General features: G+C 69.2%; 18 protein-coding genes and 4 pseudogenes. 11 read left to right on the top strand and 11 right to left on the bottom strand.

From position 1 onward, the window contains the following. Nucleotides 1-613: 613 nt before the first annotated feature. Nucleotides 614-1,261 (bottom strand): bifunctional 2-polyprenyl-6-hydroxyphenol methylase/3-demethylubiquinol 3-O-methyltransferase UbiG, encoded by a 648-nt coding sequence (locus QFZ82_RS36880; RefSeq protein WP_307717959.1) that lies wholly within the window; start codon nt 1,259-1,261, stop codon nt 614-616. Between the two features lie 252 nt (nt 1,262-1,513). Then, a pseudogene (locus QFZ82_RS36875) lies at nt 1,514-1,739 on the bottom strand (hypothetical protein); the annotation flags it as partial. A 156-nt stretch (nt 1,740-1,895) separates the two neighbouring features. Here QFZ82_RS36875 and QFZ82_RS36870 point away from each other — a divergent pair. The 3 genes from QFZ82_RS36870 (at nt 1,896) to QFZ82_RS36860 (ending at nt 4,734) form a co-directional block, all read left to right on the top strand. Further along, the gene (locus QFZ82_RS36870; RefSeq protein WP_307717268.1) at nt 1,896-3,104 is read left to right on the top strand and encodes an MFS transporter; all 1,209 of its coding nucleotides are present in this window, start codon (nt 1,896-1,898) and stop codon (nt 3,102-3,104) included. Nucleotides 3,105-3,137: 33 nt separating this feature from the next. Next, on the top strand, nt 3,138-3,569 hold the full coding sequence (locus tag QFZ82_RS36865; RefSeq protein ID WP_307717267.1) for a heme-binding protein: 432 nt from the start codon (nt 3,138-3,140) through the stop codon (nt 3,567-3,569). Nucleotides 3,570-3,657: 88 nt separating this feature from the next. Further along, complete coding sequence (locus tag QFZ82_RS36860; protein WP_307717266.1) at nt 3,658-4,734, top strand: TIGR03571 family LLM class oxidoreductase; 1,077 nt, start codon at nt 3,658-3,660, stop codon at nt 4,732-4,734. 68 nt (nt 4,735-4,802) lie between these two features. On the opposite strand, the gene QFZ82_RS36855 is transcribed toward QFZ82_RS36860, so the two are convergent. Both QFZ82_RS36855 and ggt read right to left on the bottom strand, forming a co-directional pair. After that, entirely contained in the window at nt 4,803-5,138 is a 336-nt protein-coding gene (locus QFZ82_RS36855) for a hypothetical protein (protein WP_307717265.1), read from the bottom strand. 140 nt (nt 5,139-5,278) lie between these two features. After that, nucleotides 5,279-7,129 (bottom strand): gamma-glutamyltransferase, encoded by a 1,851-nt coding sequence (ggt, locus tag QFZ82_RS36850; RefSeq protein ID WP_373429376.1) that lies wholly within the window; start codon nt 7,127-7,129, stop codon nt 5,279-5,281. Between the two features lie 288 nt (nt 7,130-7,417). Here ggt and QFZ82_RS36845 point away from each other — a divergent pair, with 288 nt between their 5' ends. Together QFZ82_RS36845 and QFZ82_RS36840 are read left to right on the top strand one after the other, a co-directional pair. Then, nucleotides 7,418-7,591, top strand: a complete 174-nt coding sequence (locus QFZ82_RS36845; protein WP_307717264.1) for a hypothetical protein — start codon at nt 7,418-7,420, stop codon at nt 7,589-7,591. A gap of 88 nt (nt 7,592-7,679) precedes the next feature. Next, the gene (locus QFZ82_RS36840; RefSeq protein WP_307717263.1) at nt 7,680-8,333 is read left to right on the top strand and encodes a maleylpyruvate isomerase N-terminal domain-containing protein; all 654 of its coding nucleotides are present in this window, start codon (nt 7,680-7,682) and stop codon (nt 8,331-8,333) included. A 151-nt stretch (nt 8,334-8,484) separates the two neighbouring features. Here QFZ82_RS36840 and argG read toward each other — a convergent pair whose 3' ends face one another. The 3 genes from argG to QFZ82_RS36825 all read right to left on the bottom strand — a co-directional run bounded on the left by argG (nt 8,485) and on the right by QFZ82_RS36825 (nt 11,070). After that, on the bottom strand, nt 8,485-9,930 hold the full coding sequence (argG, locus tag QFZ82_RS36835) for an argininosuccinate synthase (protein WP_307717262.1): 1,446 nt from the start codon (nt 9,928-9,930) through the stop codon (nt 8,485-8,487). A gap of 67 nt (nt 9,931-9,997) precedes the next feature. Beyond that, nucleotides 9,998-10,453, bottom strand: a complete 456-nt coding sequence (locus QFZ82_RS36830) for a DUF6463 family protein (protein ID WP_307717261.1) — start codon at nt 10,451-10,453, stop codon at nt 9,998-10,000. Then, complete coding sequence (locus tag QFZ82_RS36825) at nt 10,450-11,070, bottom strand: DUF2867 domain-containing protein (RefSeq protein WP_307717260.1); 621 nt, start codon at nt 11,068-11,070, stop codon at nt 10,450-10,452. The genes QFZ82_RS36830 and QFZ82_RS36825 overlap by 4 nt, the downstream gene beginning before the upstream one ends. Nucleotides 11,071-11,161: 91 nt before the next feature. On the opposite strand from QFZ82_RS36825, the gene QFZ82_RS36820 reads away from it, so the two are divergent. Next, the gene (locus QFZ82_RS36820; RefSeq protein WP_307717259.1) at nt 11,162-11,767 is read left to right on the top strand and encodes a TetR/AcrR family transcriptional regulator; all 606 of its coding nucleotides are present in this window, start codon (nt 11,162-11,164) and stop codon (nt 11,765-11,767) included. 74 nt (nt 11,768-11,841) lie between these two features. Here QFZ82_RS36820 and QFZ82_RS36815 read toward each other — a convergent pair whose 3' ends face one another. Then, nucleotides 11,842-12,051, bottom strand: a complete 210-nt coding sequence (locus QFZ82_RS36815) for a zinc ribbon domain-containing protein (RefSeq protein WP_373429375.1) — start codon at nt 12,049-12,051, stop codon at nt 11,842-11,844. Between the two features lie 967 nt (nt 12,052-13,018). On the opposite strand from QFZ82_RS36815, the gene QFZ82_RS36805 reads away from it, so the two are divergent. The 4 genes and pseudogenes from QFZ82_RS36805 to QFZ82_RS36790 all read left to right on the top strand — a co-directional run. Further along, entirely contained in the window at nt 13,019-14,020 is a 1,002-nt protein-coding gene (locus QFZ82_RS36805; protein ID WP_373429462.1) for a peptidase M10, read from the top strand. Between the two features lie 64 nt (nt 14,021-14,084). Continuing rightward, nucleotides 14,085-14,438: a DUF6281 family protein gene (locus tag QFZ82_RS36800; RefSeq protein ID WP_307717257.1), complete on the top strand. Its 354-nt coding sequence runs from the start codon at nt 14,085-14,087 to the stop codon at nt 14,436-14,438. A 40-nt stretch (nt 14,439-14,478) separates the two neighbouring features. Continuing rightward, a pseudogene (locus QFZ82_RS36795) lies at nt 14,479-14,664 on the top strand (transcriptional regulator); the annotation flags it as partial. A gap of 41 nt (nt 14,665-14,705) precedes the next feature. Then, nucleotides 14,706-14,829 (top strand): annotated as a pseudogene (locus tag QFZ82_RS36790) (XRE family transcriptional regulator); the annotation flags it as partial. A gap of 354 nt (nt 14,830-15,183) precedes the next feature. On the opposite strand, the pseudogene helR reads toward QFZ82_RS36790, so the two are convergent. Beyond that, a pseudogene (helR, locus tag QFZ82_RS36780) lies at nt 15,184-17,332 on the bottom strand (RNA polymerase recycling motor ATPase HelR). A gap of 800 nt (nt 17,333-18,132) precedes the next feature. Here helR and QFZ82_RS36775 point away from each other — a divergent pair. Then, entirely contained in the window at nt 18,133-19,344 is a 1,212-nt protein-coding gene (locus tag QFZ82_RS36775; protein WP_307717256.1) for a glycosyltransferase, read from the top strand. A 53-nt stretch (nt 19,345-19,397) separates the two neighbouring features. Here the strand turns inward: QFZ82_RS36775 and QFZ82_RS36770 are convergent, their stop codons facing one another. Both QFZ82_RS36770 and QFZ82_RS36765 read right to left on the bottom strand, forming a co-directional pair. After that, on the bottom strand, nt 19,398-20,351 hold the full coding sequence (locus tag QFZ82_RS36770) for an adenosine kinase (RefSeq protein WP_307717255.1): 954 nt from the start codon (nt 20,349-20,351) through the stop codon (nt 19,398-19,400). Nucleotides 20,352-20,506: 155 nt separating this feature from the next. After that, the gene (locus QFZ82_RS36765; RefSeq protein WP_307717254.1) at nt 20,507-21,604 is read right to left on the bottom strand and encodes a serine hydrolase; all 1,098 of its coding nucleotides are present in this window, start codon (nt 21,602-21,604) and stop codon (nt 20,507-20,509) included. Nucleotides 21,605-21,950: the final 346 nt, after the last annotated feature.

Genomic DNA, 21,950 nt, shown 5'->3' with positions numbered 1-21,950 from the left:
CACGGTCCGGAGCCGGGACGGAGGTGTCGTCCGGTGGCTCCGATAGCTCGGGCACTTCAGGTACGCGGGTGACTCGGGACAACTCCGGTAAGGGGTCTGCCTTCCGGCGGTCTCTCTGGCGCTCGGTGCAGCGCATCACCGCGTCACGTCCCTCCCCGGTTTCGGCCCACGATTGGTCCAACTGGTCGGTAACTCCAGCCTCTTGAGTCACTCTGACATCACAGAGGTCCAAAAGTCTGTGATTCGTTAGACATTTGTGAGCGTCACGCTCCTTGACAGGCGAGACACATCGGGGCTACCGCGGGTCACCCCAGATGAGACGCCGCTCGAGTCCGGCGACACAGAAAAGACCGTCCCGTGAGTGTTACGGATCCCACGTCCGGTTCCACGGTGCGGGCGGAACGCTTCAAGGACGGAACGCGTCAGCCGAGGGCGACTACCGAGACGGCGAACGACACAGGCCGTGGCCCTTCTCTTTCACGAACGGCACGGTGAAGGCGAGGGGCCGCAACAAGGCCGGGCAGCTCGACGGCGAGTGGGTCTGGTGTCGCAAGGGCGGCCGACCCCTCCCAGGAGAGGCCCTACCGTGCCCGCCGTTCAAGACTCGAGGGCACTACGCGCTTCGTGCGCGGCAGCGCAGGAAGATCTGTTCCTCGGGCGGTGCGTCCGAACTCGCCGGTGCGTAGGCGTAGCAGATCTCCTCGGCGATCTCGAAGCCCGCCCCTTCGACCACCTCGTGCAGGTCGACACGCGGGTAACCGGAGACCCGGATCGTGTTTCCGATGAAGGAGATCGAGCAGTCGTCGAGGTCGGCCTCCACCATCGACAGCAGGAACAGGCCCCCCGGGGCCAGCAGATGACGGATCGTCCGCAGAGCCAGAGGTATCTCGGCGCGTGGCAGCATGAGCAGGGAGAAGAAGGCGGTGACCGCGTCGAAGCGGCCGAGATCGAGGGGCCCCGAGGGTCGCAGATCCGCGATGTCCGCCTGATGGAACACCGCGGCGGGCACGTTTCGGCGGGCAAGGTCGACCATCACGCCGGAAAGATCGATGCCGACGACCTCGAAGCCCGCCTGAGCGAGTCGTCGCGAGGTCGGAATCCCGGTGCCGCACCCCACATCCAGCACACGGGATCCGACCGGAAGGGATCGGGCGAGCCACTCGGAGGCCTCGATCTGGCCCTGCTTGTGCGGGAAGACCTCGTCGTAGCGGTTGCCGATGGCGTCGAACGCCTCGGCCTGACCGGTGCGGTCGAAACGCATGCTCTCGCGAACTGGTTCATTGCCCGGACTGCTCACGCTGAGTCTCCCTCCGGCGCAGGCTGATGAAAGCCTCGCACAAGTGGGCCGTCCGGACACCACCGCGGACTCGGTAATCCTGATGAACTGTGGGTTCCCTGCGGCCAGATGGGGCGCGCTGCGGTCGGAAGAGCGACAGCCCGGGACCGTCCGGGCCCGGGTACCACCCGCAAGCGGGCCCTGCGGAATCAGCTCAGGTACCGGCAGCGGAGAGGCCGCCTCCACCACCTCGACGAGAGGCCGCAGCAGCGTGTCGCGGCCGGTTTCGGTGAGCGCCTCGCGCAGGGCGGCGTCATGGGTCGGCCGCGCCTCTTCGAGGAGCGTCAGGCCGGCGGCGCGCCGTGCCGTCCCGCAGCGCCCGCTCGATGAGCGTCTCGATCCTTCCGTGCAGCAGCGACAGGGCACACCAGCCCTGCGCCAGGGCTGCGGGGCGTCGCGGCAGTCGCGATCACGAGGGCCTTCTTCGTCGGCACACCTGACTTGCACACAGTAATAGCCTCCCTACAGAGATAGCCCGCGCTTGCATTCATCACGCGTCTGCAAGTATTGTCGTGGCCTGTAAGACCTCTGCGCAACCATCTCTGGAAGGTTCGTCGTCATGCCTCTCGCGCTGCTGGCCCTGGCCATCGGAGCCTTCGGGATCGGCACCACCGAATTCGTGATCATGGGCGTGCTGCCCCAGGTCGCCGGCGACTTCGGTGTCTCCATCCCCACCGCCGGCTGGCTGGTGACCGGCTACGCCCTCGGTGTCGTCTTCGGTGCCCCGCTGCTGACCGTGCTCGGGACCAAGGTGTCCCGCAAGAAGATGCTCATGTTCCTCATGGGCCTGTTCATCCTCGGCAACGCGCTCTCCGCCTTCGCGCCCGGCTTCGGCGTCATGCTGATCGGCCGAGTCGTCGCCTCCCTCGCCCACGGCGCATTCTTCGGCATCGGATCGGTGGTCGCCGCCGACCTCGTCGCCCCGGAGCGGAAGGCCTCCGCGATCTCCCTGATGTTCATGGGCCTGACCGTCGCCAACATCGTCGGCGTCCCGGGCGGCACCTACATCGGCCAGGCCCTCGGCTGGCGCGTCACCTTCACCCTCGTCGCCGCCCTCGGCATCATCGGCCTCCTCGGCGTCGCCAAGCTCGTACCCGAGCAGGGCAAGCCCGAGACCGAGAACGTCCGCACCGAGTTCGCCGCCTTCAAGAACGTCCAGGTCTGGCTCGCCATGGCGATGACCGTCCTCGGGTACGGCGGTGTGTTCGCGGCCATCACGTACATCACGCCGATGATGACCGAGGTCGCCGGCTACAGCGAGGCCGCCGTCACCTGGCTCCTCGTCCTGTTCGGCATCGGCATGTTCCTGGGCAACCTGCTGGGCGGAAAGTTCGCCGACCGCGCCCTGATGCCCATGCTGTTCGTGTCGCTGGGTGCCCTCTCGCTCGCTCTGCTGGTGTTCACCGCGACCGCGCACAACAAGGCCCTCGCGGCGATCACCCTGACGCTGATCGGCGCCCTGGGGTTCGCGACCGTCCCGCCGCTGCAGAAGTGGGTGCTCGACCAGGCCTCTGCCGCTCCGACGCTTGCCTCGGCCGCCAACATCGGCGCCTTCAACCTGGGCAACGCGCTCGCCGCCTGGCTCGGCGGCATCGTGATCGCCGGCGGCCTCGGCTACACCTCGCCGAACTGGGTCGGCGCCCTGCTCTCCGGCACGGCCCTGCTGCTCGCCTTCCTGGCCGCATACCTCAACAAGCGCACCCGCACCGCACAGGCGCCGACCACTGTCCCGACCGCGGTGCCCTCCCCCGCGCCCGCCGCGCGCTGACCCCCACCTCCATCACCGCACAAAGGAACGACCATGAGCACCACTGCCACCGCCACCGCCGTGACCCCGCTGACCACCCAGGACGCCGAGGTCCTGCTCACTGCGGCCCGCCGGGCCGCCGAGACCGCCGGGGTCACCGTCAGCGTCACCGTGCTGGACGCGGGCGGGCATCTGCTGGCCTTCCGCCGCGACGACCGTGCGGTGCTGATCTCCGGTGAGACCAGCACGCGCAAGGCCTACACCGCCCTCCAGCTCGACGCCCCCACCGCCGACCTCGTCGAACTGGTCAAGCCCGACGGCCCCTTCCACAGCCTGACCACCGCACTGGACCGCCCGCTGCTGTTCATCGCCGGCGGCATCCCCGTCCACCGCGACGGCACGCTCATCGGCGCCGTCGGAGTCGGCGGCGGCGCTCCCGAGCAGGACCACGCCTTCGCCACCGCGGCCGTCGCCGCCCTCGGCTGACCCGTCACCTCACGCGGGCGGGGCTTCCCCCCGACCCGCCCGCGTGAGCCCCTCCACCTCCCCGACGCCCGAAAGGTGGGTCCTTCTCATGTCTGCGATCCCGACAGCCCTGGACCGTCTGGTCTCCCCCGATGTCCGGCCGACCCTCGGGCTCGAACTCCCCCTCGACAACGACTGGGGCACCACGCGCCTGCGTGCCGACCGCGCGGCCGGCCGCCCTTTCGGGGTCCCCGACCTCACCGACCACACTCGGCTCGCCCGGCTCGCCGACGAACTCGGCTTCGCCGCCCTGTGGGTGCGCGACGTACCCCTCTACGACCCTGAGCAGTTCGGCGACGCCGGCTCGGTCTTCGAGACCTTCACCCACCTCGGTCACCTCGCCGCCGTCACCGAGCGGGCCGTGCTCGGCACCGCCGCCGTCGTACTCCCCCTGCGGCAGCCGCTGCTCGTCGCCAAGGCAGCCGCCACCGTGGACGTGCTGTCCGGGGGCCGTTTCGTCCTGGGCCTGGCCAGCGGGGACCGGCCCGTCGAGTACCCGTTGTTCGGCGAGGACTTCGAGGCGCGCGGACTCACGTTCCGCGAGAGCGTCGAGATCCTGCGCGCCGCCTGGACGACCCGTCCCGACGGGCAGGGGCTCGCACTGCCCGCCCTCGGTCCGGGGGACGACCGGCGGCTCGACGTACTGCCCAAGCCGGTCGGCGCCACGATCCCGCTGGCCATCGCCGGTCACGCCCAGCAGTCCTCCGAGTGGATCGCCGAGAACGCCGACGCCTCCCTCAACTACCCCCGCCCTCTCGGCGCGCTCCGGCTCAAGACCCAGGAGTGGCGCACGCTCACCGCCGACGCCCCCAAGCCGTACCTGACCCCGATGCAGCTCGACCTGACCGCCGATCCCGACACACCGGCCACCGCGATCCGCCTCGGCCTGCGCACGGGCCGCCACGCCCTGCGCGACCACCTGAAGAAGATGGGCGACCTCGGCGTCGCGCACGTCTCGTTCAACCTCCGGCCAGGTGACCGCCCGGTCGAGGACGTCCTGCACGAACTGGCCGCTCAGATCCTCCCGGACTTCCCCTCACCCGCCTCCCCGGCACGCGACGAGCCGGCAAGCGCACGTTCCGATCAGGGAAACGGACGCACAGGAGGAGCAGGCAACGAGACGTGACGGCGGTCCGCCGCAGGGCGGGCCCGGACGCTGTGCCCGGAGCCCGCCCAGCCGGTCGGCCGCCCGGATCAGGCGGGCTGCTTCACGCAGGTACCGACCACGTAACCGGTGACGCCGTGCTTCGTGACCTTGACCCAACGCGAGCTGGTGATACCGCACTTGGTGTACGAGCCGCCGTAGTACATCTGGCAGGGCGACGGCGCGGTCTCCCCCTTGTTGAGCTGGGCGAGGGCCGTGCCGTTGACGCTCGTCCGGTCACGTATCACCACGGTCTCGAGGGCCAGTGCCGTGCAACTCGCAGCGGTCGCGTTCGTCCGTGCCACGGCGGGGCTGCCGGCGATAAGCGTGGTCCCGACCAGGGCGGCGGACACTACGGACGCGCCCAGGATCCGGCGTGCGTGCATATCTGATACTCCCCTTCGATTGACGCGGGCATGTCGCCCGCGTGGTCAGGGACAGCCTAGATCCACTCGTGCCGCAGGCATCACGGACCTGATGCTCACGCGATGGGCGGCGCTCGGCGGGACCGGGCGCCGCCACCGCCTCAGTCGTTCTGGTGCAGCACCATCGCCGAGCCGCCACCGCGGCGCGTCGGCTCGGCCACCGCCTGGAGCCTGCCGTCGGGCAGGAACTCCAACGCCGCCACCGCCCCGATCTCCGGAGAGGGCGTGAAGGTGCTCGGGGCCATGACGAATCGGTGCCCCAGCCGTTCCAGCGCCGTGCGCTCGGGCGAGTCGAGGAAGGCCGGTTCGGCATCGGTCGCCGTCCGGTTCCGCTGCGAGATGCGCGGCGCGGCGACCGCCTGGGGCAGCCCCATGCCCAGGTCGAGCCGGTTGACGAGGGTCTGCAGCACCGTGGTGATGATCGTGGCCCCGCCGGGTGAGCCGACGGCGAGCATCGGCTTGCCGTCATGCAGGACGATCGTGGGCGACATGCTGCTGCGCGGGCGCTTGCCGGGGCCCGGAAGGTTCGGGTCCGGCACCCCCTCGGCCAGGGGGGTGAAGTTGAAGTCCGTCAGCTCGTTGTTCAGCAGGAATCCCCGGTCGGGCACGGTGATGGCCGACCCACCGGTCTGCTCGATCGTCAGGGTGTACGAGACGACGTTGCCCCAGCGGTCCGCGGTCACCAGGTGGGTGGTGGAGGGCCCCTCGTAAGGCTCCTCGCTGCCGGTGCCCCGCGTGCAGCCCGAGCCCGGACTGCGCGGGTCGGCCGGCGCCAGCGGGCTGGTCAGCACGGCGTCGGGGCGGATGAGGCAGGCGCGGTCCTTGGCGAACTCCTTGGACAGCAGCTCCTGGGTGGGCACGTTCGAGAATGCCGGGTCGCCCACCCAGCGGTTGCGGTCGGCGAAGGCGATCCGGCCGGCCTCCACGTAGTGGTGGAGCGCCTGGGCCCTGTCGGCCGACGACAGGTCGAAGTTCTCCAGGATGTTCAGCGCCTCGCCGACGGTGGTCCCGCCGGAGGAGGACGGCGCCATGGAGTAGACGTCCAGCCCCCGGTACGCGGTGCGGGTCGGGTCGCGGCGTACGGTCTCGTAGTCGGCGAGGTCGCCCAGCTCCATCAGCCCGGGGCGGACCGTGCGGTCGGCGCCGGGGGCGACCGGCGGCTTCTTGACCGTGGCCACCACGTCGCGGCCGATGCCCCCGTGGTACAGCGCGCCGACGCCCTCGCGGGCGAGCTCGCGGTAGGTCCGGGCGAGGTCGGGGTTGCGGAAGCGGGAGCCGACCACGGGGAGTTCCCCGTTCGGCAGGAACAGCTCGGCGGTGGAGGTGAAGTCCCGGAAGCGGTCCTCGTTCATCGCCGTCTGGGCGCGGAACTCCTCGTTGACGACGAAGCCTTCGTCGGCGATGCGGGTGGCCGGCCGCAGCGCGGACGCCAGCGAGACCGTACCCCACTCCTTCAGCGCCTTCTCCCACGTGGCGGGCGTGCCCGGAACGCCCACGGAGAGCCCCGAGTTGACCGCCTCGGGGAACGGAATGGGCTTTTTGGTCGCGGGGTCGACGAAGGAGTCGGAGCGCATCCGGGCCGGGGCGGTCTCCCGGCCGTCGATGGTGCGCACCTTCCGCGTCGCGGCGTCGTAGGAGACGAAGTAGCCGCCGCCTCCGATGCCCGCCGAGTACGGCTCGACCACGCCGAGCGCTGCCGCGGTGGCCACCGCGGCATCGACCGCGTTGCCACCGTGCCGCAAGACGTTCAACCCGGCCTGGGAGGCGTACGGATTCACGCTGGAGACCGCACCGCCGCTGCCGGTGGCGACGGCCTGCTTTGCGGGAGGCCGCGGCTCGGAGCCGGTGGCCGGCGCGGCGGCGGGAGCCCCGGTCGCACTGCCGGGGATCAGGACGGGGAAGACGAGCGCCGCCGCGGACGCGGCGGCGACAACGGCACGACGGACAGCCAAGGGAGCCTCCGGTGACCTTCGTTGAGAGGAATGGTCGAAACCCTGGCAGCGTCCGGGCACGTCAGCAACGACGTACCGAAAGATTTGCGTGAGATCTGAGGTTTCCGACCGGTAGCCGGTGCGGTGACACCCCTGGCACCGCACTGGACGCCGAGGCCCCCGACAACTGCCTGATGGACAGGCCGGATGTACGGGACAACTCGTACTGCTCCCCGGCTCCGCGGGGGGCCCGAGAGGTCTACGATCACGCTCCTGGATCACCGCGGGTGATCCCAAGGGGGGTGAGGGATGATGAACCACCTGATCGGCATTCTTTTGATCGTCTTCGGGGCGCCACTCGTCGGCATCCTCGGCAACGTGATCGCCGACGCCTGGCACCTGGGCGTCGGCCGGATCGTCTCGATCGGCGGCGTCCTGGCGGTGCTGGGGGTCGCGGCCTGGTTCATCGTCAGCAGTTCTTGAGGAATCAGCTTCTGCAGCAGAGTGAGCCGTCCGGGCCGGCGGCAGGATTCGCTTGCCCGGCGTTCCGGTACGGCACTGCCTTGCCGAAGTGGATCTCTTCTCGCGCTCCTGGACGGCGTTGCGCACAGCGGTCGACGAACTCTCCGATGAGGACTGGGAACGACCGTCCGGCTGTACCGGCTGGCTCGTGCGGGACCTGGTGTGCCACCTGGTCATCGACGCCCAGGACGTCCTGATCACGCTGGTCACGCCGGCCGAAACCGAACCGACCGTGGACTCGGTCACTTACTGGAAGCTCGTCGAGCCCCCGACCGGCGAGGACCCGCTCGACGCGCTGATCCCCCGGCTGGCCGCCGCGTACGGCGAGCCGCGGTGGCTCAAGTTCCATTTCGACGACATCGGTTCCGCCGCCCGTCGCGCCGCCGAACTCGCCGATCCGGGTGTCCGCGTCAGCACCCGCGACGACGTACTGACCGCCGGCGACTACCTGTCCGCGTACGTCATGGAATGGACGCTGCACCACCTCGACCTGATCGCGCACCTGCCCTCGGCCGCCGAACCGCCCGCCGAGACCCTCGCGGCGGCCCGCGCCTCGCTGGAGAAGATCGCCGGGGCACCGATTCCCGCGTCCTTCTCCGACAAGGACGCGCTGCTGGTCGGGACCGGACGCCGCGCTCCGACGGACGCCGAGCAAGCCGCGCTGGGCGAGCCGGCCGCGAAGATCCCGCTCGTGCTCGGCTGAACGAGCCACGGCCGTGACCGTCCGGCTCCGTTGACCGAGCCCGCGGAGCCGGAGCTCGGGTCGGGGCCGCCGCCTCGGGCCCGGATACCCAAAAGGCCGGTTCGGCGCCAACGGCGTCGAACCGGCCTTTTGGGTGGTGCATACGTCTCGGTCAGTCAGTGCCGGACTCCATCGCGGCGCGGTCCAGCAGCTCGTCTTCGGCGGAGACCTCTCCGCGGGAGGCGATGGCCTCCGCGCCGCCCTCCGTCAGGGTGCCGATCAGCCCGGTCGCGGCCGCCTGGGCTGCGCCGATCGCGGGATGGGCGGTGCCGATCAGGCCGATCCCGGCGTACTGCTCCAGCTTGGCGCGCGAGTCGGCGATGTCGAGGTTGCGCATGGTGAGCTGGCCGATCCGGTCCACCGGTCCGAACGCCGAGTCCTCGGTGCGCTCCATGGACAGCTTGTCCGGGTGGTAGCTGAACGCCGGGCCCGTGGTGTCGAGGATCGAGTAGTCCTCACCGCGCCGCAGCCGCAGCGTCACCTCGCCGGTGACCGCAGCGCCGACCCAGCGCTGCAGCGACTCGCGGACCATCAGCGCCTGCGGGTCCAGCCAGCGGCCCTCGTACATCAGCCGGCCGAGGCGCCGTCCCTCGTTGTGGTACTGGGCGAGGGTGTCCTCGTTGTGGATGGCGTTGACCAGGCGCTCGTACGCCGCGTGCAGCAGGGCCATGCCGGGCGCCTCGTAGATGCCGCGGCTCTTGGCCTCGATGATCCGGTTCTCGATCTGGTCCGACATGCCCATGCCGTGCCGGCCGCCGATGGCGTTCGCCTCCGTCACCAGGTCGACAGGGGAGGCGAAGCTCTCGCCGTTGATCGTCACCGGGCGGCCCTGCTCGAAGCCGATGGTCACGTCCTCGGTGGCGATCTCGACCGAGGGGTCCCAGAACCGCACGCCCATGATGGGCTCCACGGTCTCCACGCCGGTGTCCAGGTGCTCCAGGGTCTTGGCCTCGTGGGTGGCGCCCCAGATGTTGGCGTCGGTGGAGTACGCCTTCTCCGTGCTGTCGCGGTAGGGCAGGTCGTGGGCGAGAAGCCACTCCGACATTTCCTTGCGGCCGCCGAGCTCGGTCACGAAGTCCGCGTCGAGCCAGGGCTTGTAGATCCGCAGGTTCGGATTGGCGAGCAGTCCGTAGCGGTAGAACCGCTCGATGTCGTTGCCCTTGAAGGTCGAGCCGTCGCCCCAGATCTGTACGTCGTCCTCGAGCATCGCCCGGACCAGGAGGGTGCCCGTGACGGCGCGGCCGAGCGGCGTGGTGTTGAAGTAGGCGCGCCCGCCCGAGCGGATGTGGAACGCCCCGCAGGTGAGTGCGGCCAGGCCCTCCTCGACCAGCGCGGCGCGGCAGTCGACAAGGCGCGCGATCTCGGCGCCGTAGGTCTTCGCACGGCCGGGCACCGAGGCGATGTCGGGCTCGTCGTACTGGCCGATGTCGGCGGTGTAGGTGCACGGGACGGCGCCCTTGTCGCGCATCCACGCGACCGCGACCGAGGTGTCGAGGCCGCCCGAGAAGGCGATGCCGACGCGCTCGCCGGCGGGCAGGGAGGTGAGGACCTTGGACATAGGAAGATTATGCACCATCTCGCATGATCATGCAAAGCCTGTAGTCCGGGACGCGGAGTCGCACGGATCAGGCCTGGGCTGCCTCCTGGTCCCGGGCCGCCTCCGACCGGGCTTCCCTCCGTGCCGCCAGGACGATGAGCGCACCGGCGACGGTCCCTGCGAAGTACGGGGACGGCACGAGGAGGACGCCGCCCACCGCACACCACGTCGCGAGGCCCCAGCCGATTCCGGCCGGCACCCTCACACCGCGTCCGGCGAGGTGCCATATCAGGCACCCCAAGAGAATCAGAGGCACGGCGAAGCTCCCGGGGCCGGCCCAGAAGGCGACCTCGTTCTGGAGTGACTGCACCGTCTGATCGGCGCCCCCGCCCGAGAGGTCGAGCGGGACGGCTGCCCATATCCCCCGATCCGCCCAGCCGGTGACGTCCTCCCGGGCGACGAGCGCCAGCAGGGACAGGTGCCCCGCTCCCAACACGAGCATGATCCCGCTCGCCCAGCGGAGCAGTCGCTTCCTGGAGTTCACCGCGACCTCCCGTCGTCGTACGTCGCCTTCACATCGTTGCGATCGCGCCAGGCTCGTTCCCATTGCCGCGTCAGGGACGGGTACACGATGAGGTGCCGGAAAGGCGCGATGGCGGCCATGTAGAGCCGCCCGAACCGTCCGTTGGGTTTGACGAGGACGGCCATCCGCAGTTCGTAATCGCCGTTCGCTCCTTGGACCCAGCCGAGATGCATCACGGTGTGCACGGTCTTGTTCGCCAGCTCCCGAGCGGATTCCCTGCCGAGCTCGTAGACCGCTGTGAGGGGCATGCCCTCGTCGTCCGGTCCGCGCGGGGCGTCGCGGAGGTCGCCGGGCAGGCGGTCACGGAGCGAGGCGACCCGCTCACCGACGCCCGCCGATGGCCGATCCCAGCCGAGGACAGCGCCGAGCTTCCACCGAACGGCGAACAAGAGCCTCACCGGCCAGGGCTGCTTCGCGGGTCCGCCGGCCGCTCGCATCGCTGCCAGCATCGCCGGGAAGTCGTCGGGCCCGGCTCCGGGAGTGCGGAACGACCACACGTCCTCGACGGAGAAGTCTTCCGTGAGTTCGTGAGTGCGCCACGGCTGCTCGGTGTAGGCGGTCTCTGCGAGTCGTGGCACAGGCGGGCCTCTCGTTTATACGGCACCGTACAGTTTCCGTGTGTACGGTAACGTACAACTCCGACGCGATCAATGGAGGTGGCCCACTGCCGTGGCCCGCACACCACGAGGCCGCTGGATCGAGGCGGGCCTCGCAGCACTCGCCCGTGGAGGACCCGACGCGGTCCGTGTCGAGACGCTCGCCGCCGAACTGGGCGTGACGAAGGGCGGCTTCTACGGGTACTTCGACGGCCGTCCCGCGTTGCTCACGGAGATGCTCGACGAGTGGGAACGCCGCTGCACCGGAGAGGTCATCGCCCAGGTCGACGCCGAGGGCGGGGACGCCGCCGAGAGGATCCGGCGCGCCGGTCAACTGACCTTCTCGGAAGACCTCCACCGGATCGATCTCGCGGTCCGGGTCTGGGCCCGCCACGACCCGTCCGTAGCGAAACGCCTGCGGCGCATCGACAACGAACGCATGGAGTTCCTGCGGAAGATGTTCGGCGCCTTCCTCACCGACCCCGACGAGATCGAGGCGCGCAGCATCCTGACGTTCGCGCTCGCCATCGGCCGCCACTTCATCGTCGCGGACCACCCCGGGTACACCAGGCGCGAAGCGGTCCAACTCGCCGGAGAACACCTCTTGCGCCCGTCCGCGCAGAAGACCACGGAGAACCGGGACCAGGGCGATGACGAGCAGACCGAGGTGTCAACATGACCCGGCCCCCACAGGACCGGGCTTGGAGGTAGCGCCCAACTGGCTGCTGGGTGGGCTCCTCCGTCCAGGCACCCCTATCTGGGTGGCAGGGACGCGTGACTCACGCCCGCAGTCCACACGGCCTCGCCCTTACGGGCGATGTTGTGGGAGGCGTTCCGGTCCGCGTGGGCAACGACCCCGCAGTTCCGGCAGGTGAAGAGGGCCTGGCTTGCCCGGTTCTTTCTGTCGATGTGGCCGCACTCGGAGCATGGCTGCGAGGTGTAGGCCGGATCGACGAAGACCACGGGCACGCCGGCCCTGCGGGCCAGGTGCCGGTCACCGGGCTGCCGTACTCGTCGTGGCGAAGGACGGTCGGGCTCTTGGTGGTGTCCAGCGGGAGCTGGACGTTCACGTCGCCGTGGGTGTTGGTGAGTTGGAGCACGGTGTCGCTGGTCCAGGAGGCGAGGCGCCCTGTGGCGTCCAGGTCCCAGGTCTGACGCTGGGCACCGGCAGTTTGACGACGGACCATGTCGTTGGCGAAGTACTCGATCGCGGTGCCGCTCGCCTGGGTGGCGGTGCGGCCGAAGGCGTCAGCCGATGTCGCCCGTTGTGCTTCGTGCTCACACCGGGCGAAGCCGGAGACGCCCCGGCGTTCGATCACGTTATGGCGGCCATCCGGATCCCGCGTCGAGTTGGGCGACCCAGGTCAGGCCCTTGGTGGCACGAGACCATGCTCGCGAGCCAGCGAGGCGGCGCACTCGGACACTTCCTCAGCCTTGCCATAGGACATGGGCAGGTACACGATCGGACCGATGCCTCGTCGATGACCGGTGACGACGCCCATACGACACTGCGGTCAACGTCGTCCGGGTACTGCTCGACGAGAGCTTCGACGTAGGCCACGATGCGGGGCGCCGGGGGCACGACCACATCGTCCGACGCCAGGTGGCGCTCATACAGCCTGTCGTAGGCCGAGCCCGCTTGGTGGTTGTCGGGTCCTTCCGTGCGAGCAGGCCCTGGGATCGACGATGCGTTTCGTAGCGGCCTTCGTGAGCATCGTTCTCACGCCGTGGCAGGGATGTTCACCTGACCAACTGAGGTTTGCAGCAGCCCTGATAGCCGGGGTTGGCACCCAAGGAGAGCATCACATAGACACTTGCCGTCCCCTCGCCCCTACCAGCGTCTCAGGAACGGGTGTTACCTTCACCTCGCCATTCGAACGAATGGGCGACAAGGGAGGGTTGTGTGCGAATAACGCATGCAAGTGAGACAGTGTCCAGATTGAAGTCCCACTCCCGGCGCAGAACCCGCCTCCTGGCGAGCTCAACCCTCGCGCTGGCACTCGCGTTCGTCACGACAAACGCGGTTGCTGCTGACACCAAGATGGCCACCGAATGCCCCACGGCGCGGGAGTTGAGTGTCACCGACGTACCGGAAGGGACGTCAGCGACGAAGTGCGGCCTTGTCGGGCGGATCCTCAGGGCCGACGGAGTCGGTGTTGCCATCCCGGAGCCCGGTACGGGCGTCTCCGTGGCGGCCATTTCGACCACAGGCGAGACGCCTGAGCTCCAGGTTGCAGTTGCAGCCGACGGCACCATCACCTACGGCAAGGATTCCGGCGCTACAGGCACTCCGTCGGACGAATCCGGTACCACCGGTACGTCCGCGTCCGCCCTGTCCGCCTGTACGGACACTGCAAACTCCACAGAGTCGTGGACGGAGTGGGGCACGTACAACTGGTATGTCGGGGACGGTGGCATGCCTGCAGGAATGTCGCAGAGCCAAGCGGCCACCTCGTTCGCCGACGCGATCAACAACATCACGGGGAGTTACAACGACTGCGGTCTCGCTGACGAGGTAGGCGCCTCGGCCAGCTACCAGGGCACTACGACCTATGAGGCAGACATAGACAGTTCCGGTAACTGTACCGCGTACGATGATCGCAGCACCTGGGACGCAGGGGACCTTCCCAGCACCACCGTGGCAATCGCTTGCTCTTTTTACTGGGCGGTCACCTACGACCTGTTCGAGGCTGACGTTCGGTTCAACACCACCGATTTCGACTTCACCAACGACGTCACCGTTGGTTGCCTCGCCGAGTACGACGTCAGGTCGGTCGGCACGCATGAGGCTGGACACGTCTTCGGTCTGGGCCACGTTCCGGTCGACATCACCCATGCGGAACTGACCATGTACCCCTCATCGTTCCTCTGCAGCGAAGAGGCGCGTACTCTCGGATACGGGGATGTACTCGGGCTGCGCAAGAAGTACTGACGAGGGGATCTCCATGGTAAGGACTCGAAGGACACGGATCCGGAGTGCCGTCACAGCCTGCGCGATGACGTTCCCGCTCGCTTTCATGACGGGCTGCCTCTCCTCGTCCTCTACTGAAGGCGAGGGGAGCGGGTCCTGTGTCTTTGCCGTGACGTTCAAGGGGCAGAGCTATCTTGAGGCGGGGTCCGTGGACTTCACCGCCGGCTCGAAAGTGGGCACGGCACGCCTAGAGTTGTGTGCCGACACAGGCGGGACAGTTTCCGACAGTGGAACCATAACGGCCTACCAGGTCAAGGGGTTGGACACCGACATCGCTATCGCAGCCGGTTCGGCCCCCGACGACCTCAAGCTCCTCGCCGTGAGAACTGACGGCAAACTGCCGGACGAAGTACAGGACTTGATCGACCGATCAAGCTGAGTACCTAGCATGATGCAACCAGGCCGTGGTGTGGATGACCATGATGAAGGTCGCGGCGGCCGCCGACCTGTACCCGGTCGCGATCGGCACGGACTGCGTCGTCTACCCGTCCGACGGACCCAGCCCGCTGGACTTCCTGCCGCGCACGCCGGACGGCAAGCAGGTGCCCGGCGGATTCCGGCTCGGGGTGAGCCCCGGGATGGTCAAGCACGAGGGCACCCAGACAAGGACGACGGCAAGGCCGCCGACGACCGGGAGTAGGAGCCGATGGACAAGCTCGGGGACAGCCTGGACAAGGCGGTGGAGGGCGCGTTCACCCGCCCGATCCCGAAGTCCGCAGGCGCAGATGAAGTACCTGGTCAAGCGACTCAAGGGCACCGAGGCCGCCGCCTAGGCGCACGGGCTGTCATGAGGTGTGGAACCGAGCCGGGCCGCCACATCCTTGTTCGAGGCACTCTCGGCGCAAGCCAGGATGATCCGGCACCGCAAGGCCCACGCCTGCGGCGTGGAACGACGCCGCACCCACCCCTCGAGTGCAGCCCGTTCCTCATCCGACAGTCTTAACTCGGCCTTCGGCCGCCCGGTCCGAGCCATGAGACAAGCCTATACATCTGAACAAAATTCCTGACTCAGAAGACTAGGTCTTGGAGCGCGCTCCATGTCAACGGCGCAAGTCCGTCCATGCCGGGACCCGAGTGGCGGTCCTCGTGGTCGTCGGACAGTGGTCACGTCGTCCCGGCCGGTGTCACGAGTTCGTGAGGACGACGAGTTGCTGCGTCGCCCGCGTCATCGCGACATAGCGGTCGACAGCTCCTTCGATCCCCTTGCCGAACGTCTCCGGGTCGATGAGGACGACCAGGTCGAACTCGAGGCCCTTCGACAGCTCCGGAGTCAGCGACTGGACGCGGGGCGTCGCCCGGAACGTGGGATCGCCGATGACGCAGGCGATCCCGTCGGCATGCGCAGCGAGCCAGCTGTCGAGGATCGAGTCCAGATCCGCAACAGATCCGTGTACGACGGGGACGCCGCTGCTGCGGATGGAGGTCGGCACATTGGCGTCCGGGAGCACGGCCCGGATGACCGGCTCGGCTTGCGCCATGATTTCCTCCGGCGTCCGGTAGTTGATGCTCAGGGAGGCCACGTCGATCCGGTCGAGGCCGATCCGTTCGAGCCGTTCCTGCCACGACTCCGTGAACCCGTGCCTGGCCTGGGCACGGTCCCCGCCGATGGTGAAGCTCCGAGACGGGCAGCGGAGCAGCAGCATCTGCCACTCGGCGTCGGTCAGTTCCTGAGCCTCGTCCACGACGACGTGCGCGAACGGGCCGGCGAGCAGGTCCGGTTCAGCGCCGGCCGGCGTGCCTTCGTCGATCAGGCTGTCCTGCAGGTCCCGTCCGCGCAGCATCGTCACCGCACCCTCACCGTCGTCATCGGCCGCGAGCACGTTGTCGATGACATCGGCCATGCGCGCGCGTTCGGCGGCGACAGCGGCCTCGTGCCGACGCTTGCGACGCCCCGCCTCCGGGTCGCCGAGCCGCTGCCGTGCCGCGTCCAGGAGCGGCAGGTCGGACACCGTCCATGCCTGCGCGTCCTCGCGCTGCAGCTTCCGCACGTCGTCGGGGCTGAGCCAGGGAGCGCACATCCGCAGGTAGGCGGGTACCGACCACAGGTCTCCGACGAGGTCGGCCGCCTCGAGCAGCGGCCACGCGCGGTTGAGGGTCTCGACCAGCTCCTTGTCGTGCAGCAGCGACTTCCGGAACACATCGGGCGGGACGTCGCCGCTGTGCTTGTCCACGAGGATCGTGACCAGCTCCTCCCGGATCTGCTCGCGCGCCTCGTTGTGCGGAGTACCTGGCTCTGCTGCTTCGAACGCCTCGGCCCAGTCGTCGGCGCTCACCCAGATGTCGGACCAGGAGGTCGTGACCGTCATCCCCTCGGTGGGCGGCTCTTCGTAGAACCTGACGGCCGTCTCGATCGCCTTCACCATGTTCGCGGACGACTTCAGGAGTGCCACGTCCGGGTCGGTCTCCATCGCTGCTCCGGCTCCCTCGGCGACGAGGTCCCGCAGGGTGCAGGTCTGCACGCCCTCCTCTCCGAGGCTGGGGAGGACGTCGGCGACGTAGGCCAGGTAAGGCCGGTGCGGACCGACGAACAGCACGCCGCCCCGACGGTGACCGAGGCGAGGGTCGGAGTAGAGGAGGTGGGCGGAGCGGTGCAGAGCGACGACGGTCTTCCCGGTACCCGGCCCGCCGTCGACGACGAGAGCGCCACGGGACCCCGCCCGGATGATGGCGTCCTGGTCGGCCTGGATGGTGGAGAGCACGTCTCGCATCCGGGCCGACCGGTTGCTGCCGAGGCTGGCGATGAAGGCGGACTGGTCGTCGAGCGCGGCGTGCCCTTCAAGCCCTTCGGCGGTGAACACTTCGTCCCAGTAGTCGCTGATCCGGCCACGGGTCCAGCGATATCTGCGGCGGCTCGCCAGACCCATCGGGTTGGCGTGGGTCGCCGCGAAGAACGGCTCAGCGGCGGGGGAACGCCAGTCGACCAGCAGCCGGCGCCCCGCACTGTCGGTGAGGCCGAGTCGTCCGATGTACACGGGCTCGGGGTCGTCTGCGCTGACGATGCGTCCGAGGCACAGGTCCAGACCGAAGCGACGCAGGGCGCGCAGGCGACCGGTCAGCCGATGGATCTCCGCGTCCCGCCTCCATCGCCTGCCGGCCGATGCCGCCGGGCGCTCTGCGCTCGGCATCGAGGCTGTCGGACAGTTCGGCGATCGCCTGCTCGAGGTTCTCCGCGATAGCCGCGAAGTGCTGCTCGTCTCCGGCGATCAGCGTCGGGTCGGCCTTGGGCGAGAGGTGATCGGGAAGGTCGAAAGCGCTGGTGGTCAGTGGGTTCATGTCATCAGCTCCGATGTGAGGTCGCGCTCGCGAAGTCCGGCGGCGCGCACACTCGCGCCCCGGCGTCGAATTCCCGCAATGGCAGCGCGGGTCCCACCACCGGCCCGACGTCACCGCACCATCCATAAACCGACAACAACATACGCACGTCGCGAATCTCCTGTTTCCCCAGCTTCTGGCCGCGGTCAGCGATTCTGCGGCACGGCCCGGGCCTTGCCGCAAGCCCCCCGTGCGCTATAAGTTGAGAGTGGCAAGGAGTGGGTATTCCCCTTTGCCCTCATGGCCGCTGTGGACGGACAAGCTTCGAAGCGGCGACGTGCCACGTCACCACGACGGCCTCCCCTTCATCCTGTAGGGCCCACCGCCGTACGAGATTTGCGCATCCGACTACGCGGAACGCCTCGGCGAGGCGCCGACGCCCGCGGAAGCGGTCGCTCTGTGTGGCGAGCCACTTGCCAGGATGTCGTCATGGAAAGCGCCGAAGAGAACGGCGCGATGCCGGAGGTGCGCCGGCTGCGCCCACCGGAAGACGGCTGTCACAGCAACTCGTCAAGGACTGCTGACCAGCACGGTTCCCCGTCACGCACGGAGAGAGATCCTCCTGGGCCGACGTACCGCCGTACGCGGCGTACCGCCGCTTCGCGAGGAGGACGTCGTCCGCGGCGGACGACATGGCAAGGGAAGTACCCACTCCTTGCCATGCTCAACGTATAGCGCGCTGGGGGGCTTGCGGCAAGACCCGGGCCGTGCCGCAGAATCGCCGGCCGAGGTCAGAATCTGCGGAACGTGGGAGTGGCGAAGTGCGTGTGGTGTTGTCGACGTATGGGTCGCGCGGGGATGTCGAACCGGTGGTGGGACTAGCAGTGCAACTGCGGGAACTCGGCGCGGAGGTGAGGGTGTGCGCGCCGCCGGACGAGGAGTTCGCGGAGCTGCTGGCCGCTGTCGGCGTGCCGTTGGTGCCGTTCGGCCCGGCGGTGCGCGCGCTGGTGACCGGCGTGACGCCGCCGACGGCGGCGGACGCGTTCCGGATCGCGGCCGAGTTGGTCGCCGCGCGGTTCGACACGCTTGCCGCGGCGGCCGAGGGGTGCGACGCGCTGGTGGCGACCGGCTTGATGCCGGCCGGCGCACGGTCGGTGGCCGAGAAACTGGGCATCCGCTACGTGTACGCGTGCTTCCATCCTTTCGAACTGCCGTCGCCGCACCACCCGCCGCCGCCGCGGCCGGGCCGGCCGTTCCCACCGGCGGTGACCGACAACCGGGCGCTGTGGGAGCTGGACGCCGAGCGCGTGAACGCGCTGTACGGCGAGGCGCTCAACAGCCACCGGGCGTCGATCGGTCTGCCACCGGTGGACAACGTCCGCGACCACGTCTTCACCGACCAGCCGTGGCTGGCGGCTGACCCGAGCCTGTGCACGTGGCAGGAGTGGGCGGACCTCGACATCGTGCAGACCGGCGCGTGGATCCTCCCGGACGACCGTCCGCTCCCGGCCGAGCTGGTGGCGTTCCTGGACGCCGGCACACCACCGGTTTACGTGGGCTTCGGCAGCATGCCCATGCGGGCCTCGACGGACGTCGCACGGGTGGCCGTCGAGGCGATCCGCGCGCAGGGCCGCCGCGCACTCGTCGGGCGCGGCTGGGCCGACCTGGCGCTGATCGACGACCGGGACGACTGCTTCGTCGTCGGCGAGGTCAACCATCAGGCGCTGTTCGGCCGGGTGGCCGCCGTTGTGCACCACGGCGGCGCGGGCACCACGACGACGGCCGCCCGGGCCGGCGCGCCCCAGGTGGTCGTCCCCCAATTCGTGGACCAGCCCTACTGGGCCGGCCGCGTGGCCGAGTTGGGCATCGGCGCGGCACACGATGGTCCGACTCCGACCTTCGAGTCCCTGTCGGCCGCGCTCAGGACGGCGCTGACCCCCGAGACCCGCGCACGAGCGAGGGCCGTGGCCGGCACGATCCGCACCGACGGGGCAATGGTGGCCGCGAAGCTGCTGCTCGACGCGGCCGGCTGAAGGAACACCGCCGGCACCCGTGTGAACCGCCGGCGGCCCGCCTCAGCCCTTGGTCACCCACGCCCGCCTGCGTCGGCGGACACCGGACGCACCGGCGTCTCGGACTCCAACTGCGCCACGCGCGAGTGGAGTTCGCCGCGGCTGAGGGGATCGGTTCTCGTCGACGGCACGGTACAGGCGTGGGCCGCGGTCACCGCGCCGTACAGACCGCACCCGTGCGGTGACCGGCCGGACAGCCAGCCGTAGAGAAAGCCGGACGCGAACGCGTCACCCGCGCCGTTGGTATCCACCGCCGGCGCCGGGAGCGGGACGGCCGGAATGTGGGTGATCTCGCCGCCGACAAGCAGGTACGCGCCCTCGGCCCCGGCCGTCGCGACGACGACTTCGGCCCGGCCCCGCTCGGTGATCTGCCGCATCGTTCGCTCGGGGTCGGCCAAGGCCGTGGTGGACAGGAAGACGACATCCGCCTGGTACGCGAACGGCTCGTGGTAGGAGTTGACGCCGTCCCAGTCGTGCAGGTCGGTCGAGACGGTCAGGCCCGTCTCGCGGAGGACGGGAAGAGCATGGGCGCAGGGGTGGGTGATGCAGACATGGGCGTGGCGGCTCACCGCGGCCAATGCCCTGACCGTCGCTTCCGGAAGCCGGTCGCCCTCCTGTGAGCGGCTGGCGTCGTACAGGGAGAGCCGCCGTCCGTCAGGGCTGACGAGATTGACCGCGCGCTTGGTGCCGCCTGGCAGCACGACCTCGGTGAACGCGATGCCTCGCTCCCGGTGAACCGCACGGACCAGGTCGCCTTCGTGATCGTCACCGATCACATCGAGGTGATGGGTGCGCAGGCCCAGTGCGCTCAACCCGAGTGCGACGAAGTCCCCGGTCTGTCCCGCCCGCGTCTCGATCCCGGGACGGATCATGTAGCTGTCGGCGAAGGGAAGCGGCAACTCGGGGACGTACACGATGGTGTCCACGCCGGCGCCTCCCAGGACGAGAACATCGGTGTCCGTACTCATGGGGTTCCTCTCGGGAAGAAGGGACGTGTGGGCCCGCTCGCGGAAGCACATCATCCCCCGGCAGAAAGCGGGCCCAGGAGGCGGGTTGTCCGGGCTCTGGGCCGCACCCGGGAGCCGCCAGGCCCCCGGGCCGTTGAGCCTGCTGCTCGGCGTCCTTACGGCACGCGGCTGTCCTGGTTGCCGACGAGGGCGTCGTGGACGGCCCACCCCATGTCGCCGGCGCACCAGCTGATGTTGCCGAGAACGGCGACGTCCAGGTCCTGCTGCGGGTAGTGGTAGAGACGGGCACTGACCCCGTCCTCCTCGCCCGTGTGGCCCCAGCGGACGACGGTTCCTTCGTCGTCGAGGATGTGGGTGAGGCCGAAGCCGTACATCCACCGGTAGCCGCGGACCTTCTCCTCACGCTCGTCGACCTGCGGGGTCAGTGCCAGACGCGTGGTCTCCTCGTTCAGCAGCCGTCCGTGGCCCAGTGCGTGGGCGAAGGCCGTCAGATCCGCGGCGGTACACGTAGCCCCTCCGTCGGCAGCCGCACGAGGGGTGGTCGCATAGTGATTGGTCCGGTACGGCGTTGCGCTGTCAGCGGTGGCGAGGTAGCCCTCCGCGATGTCCGGCTCCAGGTCGTCCAGGGCCGGAAACCCGGACGCACTCATTCCGGCGCGGGCGAAGACGTCGTCCGCGATGACCTCTTCGAAGGAGCGGCCGGTCACCGATTCGATGAGCAGGCCGAGCAGGATGTAGCCGGCGCCGTTGTAGAGATGGCGTTCCCCGGGAGGAAAGTGGGGCTGCTTCCCGGCGAACAGCGGCAGGTAGTCCTTGTTGTCCCGCAGGAGGTAGAGCGGGTGGGACGACGTCAGGGCCGCCCATTCGGCCTCCCAGTCGTCGCTGCCCTCCTCGAACCAGTCGCCGATGCCCGCCGTCATCGTCAGGGCGTGGTGGACCGTGACACGCGGATCGAGCTCGGGCACATGGTCTTTCACGAAGTCCACCAGTGCGTCGTCCAGGCGTATCTGCTTCCGCTCGACGAGCTGCAGGACGGCCACTGCTGTGAACATCTTGGACACCGACGCCACGCGGAATCGCGTGTCGTGCGTGTTGGGTACGGACCACCGGCGTGAGGCCATCCCGAACACCCGGGTGAATACGGGATCCCCGTTCCGCGTGACACGGACCGTGCCGGAGAACCCCGTCCTTTCCGCCACCCCGGTGACAGCTTCCTCCAGGGAAGCCGGATCGAAGCCGTCGGTCCTCGTCACGATCGTCACCACAGACCCCTCGCAGAGATGGTTGACCAGCAAACGCCCTGGTCAGCCGTCCGCCTGCGGGCAAACGCTTTCTCCGACCACCGCGACCGCCGTGCCGGGCATCTCCGGGGTCCTCCGGACCGCAGTGACGCGCATGGTCTTCGTGTGACCCCGTGGAATGCCGGGGGCCGCGGGGCGCATCCGCACGAGTACTTCAGGGCGCTGGCCGCGACCCCGGAGGTCTTCGGACTCTAGGGTCGTCCGGCAGCTGCACGGTGTCAGGCCGTAGATCAACAGCCGTTGACATCCCCCAGCCCTCGTACGCCACCGGCTCGGGCGGCGGCACCACGGGAGGCAG

Source organism: Streptomyces sp. V4I23 (assembly GCF_030817975.1).
GTDB lineage: Bacteria > Actinomycetota > Actinomycetes > Streptomycetales > Streptomycetaceae > Streptomyces.
This window is presented reverse-complemented; position numbering and strand designations above follow the sequence as displayed.

What these genes read in the sequence shown, in the direction of transcription:
- QFZ82_RS36880 (WP_307717959.1), bottom strand. Translation starts at nt 1,261, where the DNA reads ATGCGTTTCGACCGCACCGGTCAGGCCGAGGCGTTCGACGCCATCGGC.
- QFZ82_RS36870 (WP_307717268.1), top strand. Translation starts at nt 1,896, where the DNA reads ATGCCTCTCGCGCTGCTGGCCCTGGCCATCGGAGCCTTCGGGATCGGC.
- QFZ82_RS36865 (WP_307717267.1), top strand. Translation starts at nt 3,138, where the DNA reads ATGAGCACCACTGCCACCGCCACCGCCGTGACCCCGCTGACCACCCAG.
- QFZ82_RS36860 (WP_307717266.1), top strand. Translation starts at nt 3,658, where the DNA reads ATGTCTGCGATCCCGACAGCCCTGGACCGTCTGGTCTCCCCCGATGTC.
- QFZ82_RS36855 (WP_307717265.1), bottom strand. Translation starts at nt 5,138, where the DNA reads ATGCACGCACGCCGGATCCTGGGCGCGTCCGTAGTGTCCGCCGCCCTG.
- QFZ82_RS36845 (WP_307717264.1), top strand. Translation starts at nt 7,418, where the DNA reads ATGATGAACCACCTGATCGGCATTCTTTTGATCGTCTTCGGGGCGCCA.
- argG (WP_307717262.1), bottom strand. Translation starts at nt 9,930, where the DNA reads ATGTCCAAGGTCCTCACCTCCCTGCCCGCCGGCGAGCGCGTCGGCATC.
- QFZ82_RS36800 (WP_307717257.1), top strand. Translation starts at nt 14,085, where the DNA reads ATGACGTTCCCGCTCGCTTTCATGACGGGCTGCCTCTCCTCGTCCTCT.
- QFZ82_RS36770 (WP_307717255.1), bottom strand. Translation starts at nt 20,351, where the DNA reads ATGAGTACGGACACCGATGTTCTCGTCCTGGGAGGCGCCGGCGTGGAC.